Origin of the sequence: Mesorhizobium sp. M4A.F.Ca.ET.050.02.1.1, from assembly GCF_003997725.1 — a bacterium.
Classification (GTDB): domain Bacteria; phylum Pseudomonadota; class Alphaproteobacteria; order Rhizobiales; family Rhizobiaceae; genus Mesorhizobium.
The window spans coordinates 1-2,355 of the sequence record NZ_RZSG01000877.1 but is presented as its reverse complement, the minus strand read 5'-3'; the positions used below and the strand labels follow the sequence as shown (position 1 = coordinate 2,355).

Sequence of the window (2,355 nt, the reverse complement as noted above, 5' to 3'; positions counted from 1 at the left end):
CACTTCCAGCGCGCGCGCTTCCGGCACCTTGATGTCGAAGGCGCAGGCCAGGTGCAGCGCCTCGAAATCCTCCATCCAGGAGAAGGAGACGTGATAGTCGGTCCAGCTTCCCGCCACCGAAATCGAAATCTCGTCGTCGCCGGCACGCTCGAACGACCAGTCATTGTTGTGCGCCACCTGCTCGATGACGTCCACCGGGTGGATTTCGCGGGAGAATTCGAGTTCGAGAAGTTCCATGGATGCTTCCTGTGTTCAGGGGAGCGCCGCACGCTCCGCGGGGCACACACGACGAACAATCTTGTCTAGAACTCGGACGGCCAGGACTTTCTCAAACGCAAAGACCCAGACCGAACCCCACCGCCCGGCGCATGATCCCTGCTTCGAATCATGCAACAAATTCAGTCTATTGATCGGGAGTCGCGTGACCAGCCCAATTTTTCGCACTGCGTCATTCGCATGTGGAAAGGCGCTGTCGCGATGATTCATGCAATGCCGGTAAGCGATTCACGGCAAAGCGCTTTTTCGGATTGTGCTTTGTGGAAAAGTTTAACGATTATTTTTTTGTTTTGGGCTTCGCCGCCGCCGCTGGTGCGGCCTGGCCGGTGAGTTCGGCAAGCCTGGCCTCGAGCGCCTCAATACGGGCGGCGAGCAGGACGTTGTCCTCCCTCGCCTTCACCGCCATCTCGCGCGCGGCCTCGAATTCCTCGCGCTGCACTACATCCATGGTATTCAGGATTCGCTCGGCCTGGCCCTTGAAGGCCGTCTCCACCTCGCGCCGCACGCCTTGCGCGGCGCCGGCGGCATCCGTCATCAGCTTGGCGAATTCATCGAGAATGCGGTTCGGTCCGGTCGACATGGCAAATCCTCGCTTGCTCGATTTGACGTAGTGGCGCGCGGCGCGGAATGCAAGCGCAGCCTTGCCTTGACCCTGCCAAAACCCTGCCGCATGGTCCGCGCCCGAAACCAGACCGCGCCCGGGAGACCCTGTTGAGCGAATATTTTCTGTTGCCGCTGACCTCCCTGCCCTTCCCCAACATCGATCCGGTCATCGTCCAGATCGGCCCGCTGGCGGTGCACTGGTACGGCGTCGGCTACATCGTCGGCATCCTCTTTGCCTGGTGGTACGCCAAGCGCCTGGTCACCAATGCAAGACTGTGGCCCGACGGCGCCTTGCCGATGAAGCCGGAAGATCTGGACGACTTCATCGTCTGGGCAGCGATCGGCGTCGTGGTCGGCGGGCGAACCGGCTATGTGCTGTTCTACGACCTGCCGCGCTACATCGCGCATCCGCTGGATATCGTCGCCGTCTGGCAGGGCGGCATGTCGTTTCACGGCGGCCTGCTCGGCGTCATCCTGGCGATGACCCTGTTTTCGCTCAAGCGCGGTATCCGCACGTGGACGTTGTTCGACGTCGTGTCGGCCGGCGTGCCGGTCGGGCTTGGCCTCGTGCGCGTCGCCAACTTCATCAACTCCGAGCTCTGGGGCCGGCCAACCGACGTGCCATGGGCGGTGGAGTTTCCCAATGGCGGACCGTTTTCGCGCCATCCGAGTCAGATCTATGAAGCCCTGCTCGAGGGCCTGGTGCTGTTCCTCGTGCTGCGCTTCCTCACCCATTCCAGGCTGAAGCTGAAGACGCCGCGCTTCGTCGGCGGCGCCTTCATCTGTGGCTATGGCCTGTCGCGCATCTTCGTCGAGTTCTTCCGCGAGCCCGACCAGCAGCTCGGCTATCTGCTTGGCACCAACTGGCTGACCATGGGCATGATCCTGTCGACGCCCATGGTGCTGGCCGGCATCTGGGCGATGGCCACCGCCAGGCCGGTGACGCAGACGCAACCGGCATGACGCGGCTGAAGACCCGCATCATCGATCTCATCGGCACGGTGGGGCCGATCCCCGTCAGCGAATACATGGCGCTGTGCCTTTTCGACCCCGAGGACGGTTACTACACCACGCGCGAGCCTTTCGGCGCCGCGGGCGACTTCGTCACCGCGCCGGAGATCAGCCAGATGTTCGGCGAGCTGGTCGCCGTCTGGCTCTACCAGGCCTGGCAGGCCGCTGGCCGGCCTCTGCCCGCCACCGTCGCCGAGATCGGCCCCGGCCGCGGCACGCTGATGCAGGACTTGCTGCGCACCTTCCTGCGCCTCGATCCCGCTTTCGCAGGCGGCGCCACCTTCGCCATGATCGAGGCAAGCCCGCGCCTGACCGAAATCCAGCAGCGGACGCTCACCCGCCAGCCGGTGAGACTCGACTGGCACGAATCCGTCGAAACGTTGCCGAAGGCGCCACTCTTCATCGTCGGCAACGAACTGTTCGACGCCGTGCCCATCCGCCAGTTCGTCCGCAGCGGTGCCGGCT

4 protein-coding genes are annotated in these 2,355 nt (G+C 63.6%); 2 read left to right on the top strand and 2 right to left on the bottom strand.

Annotation, left to right across the window (positions count from 1 at the left end; translation table 11 throughout):
- Both EOA33_RS32555 and EOA33_RS32550 read right to left on the bottom strand, forming a co-directional pair.
- Positions 1 to 237: YbjN domain-containing protein (locus EOA33_RS32555; protein ID WP_190234441.1), on the bottom strand; the 237-nt coding region annotated here is incomplete at its 3' end.
- A 316-nt stretch (positions 238 to 553) separates the two neighbouring features.
- Complete coding sequence (locus EOA33_RS32550; RefSeq protein ID WP_126058692.1) at positions 554 to 856, bottom strand: accessory factor UbiK family protein; 303 nt, start codon at positions 854 to 856, stop codon at positions 554 to 556.
- Positions 857 to 987: 131 nt separating this feature from the next.
- Between EOA33_RS32550 and lgt the strand changes: the two genes are divergently transcribed.
- Both lgt and EOA33_RS32540 read left to right on the top strand, forming a co-directional pair.
- Positions 988 to 1,842, top strand: coding sequence for a prolipoprotein diacylglyceryl transferase (lgt, locus tag EOA33_RS32545; protein WP_126058691.1), 855 nt, complete (start codon positions 988 to 990; stop codon positions 1,840 to 1,842).
- Positions 1,839 to 2,355, top strand: a 517-nt coding sequence (locus tag EOA33_RS32540) for an SAM-dependent methyltransferase (RefSeq protein ID WP_190234440.1), incomplete at its 3' end; no start/stop codon positions are given. The genes lgt and EOA33_RS32540, both read left to right, overlap by 4 nt.